This window comes from Flavobacterium aureirubrum, assembly GCF_038739835.1.
GTDB lineage: Bacteria > Bacteroidota > Bacteroidia > Flavobacteriales > Flavobacteriaceae > Flavobacterium > Flavobacterium aureirubrum.
On record NZ_JBCGDO010000127.1, the window covers coordinates 1 to 300 of the forward strand.

Consider the following 300-nt stretch of genomic DNA (forward strand, 5'->3'; position numbering starts at 1 on the left):
TGATGATTATCTTTATGTAAATTATTATTTTAATCATCCTGATAAACCATCGGTTGTTAAACCCTATTTGGCTGAAAAAATTTAAGATAAGAACTTTTCTAATGTGTTAAAATTTAGAACCACACCATTTAAAAAACTGCATCACTATTTATATCAAAATATTCAAGGTGTAATTGCTACTGATATTGATTATCATATTCCTCTACAAAACCATCCAAAATATTTAGGTTTACTTCCAAGTCCTATAAACCTGGACAAATTTACAAAAAACGAAATGGAAATAAAAGACACTATTGTTAT

1 pseudogene is annotated in these 300 nt (G+C 26.3%); it reads left to right on the forward strand.

The window, feature by feature from the left end:
* Positions 1-103: 103 nt before the first annotated feature.
* Positions 104-300 (forward strand): annotated as a pseudogene (locus WFZ85_RS16220) (glycosyltransferase family 1 protein); the annotation flags it as partial.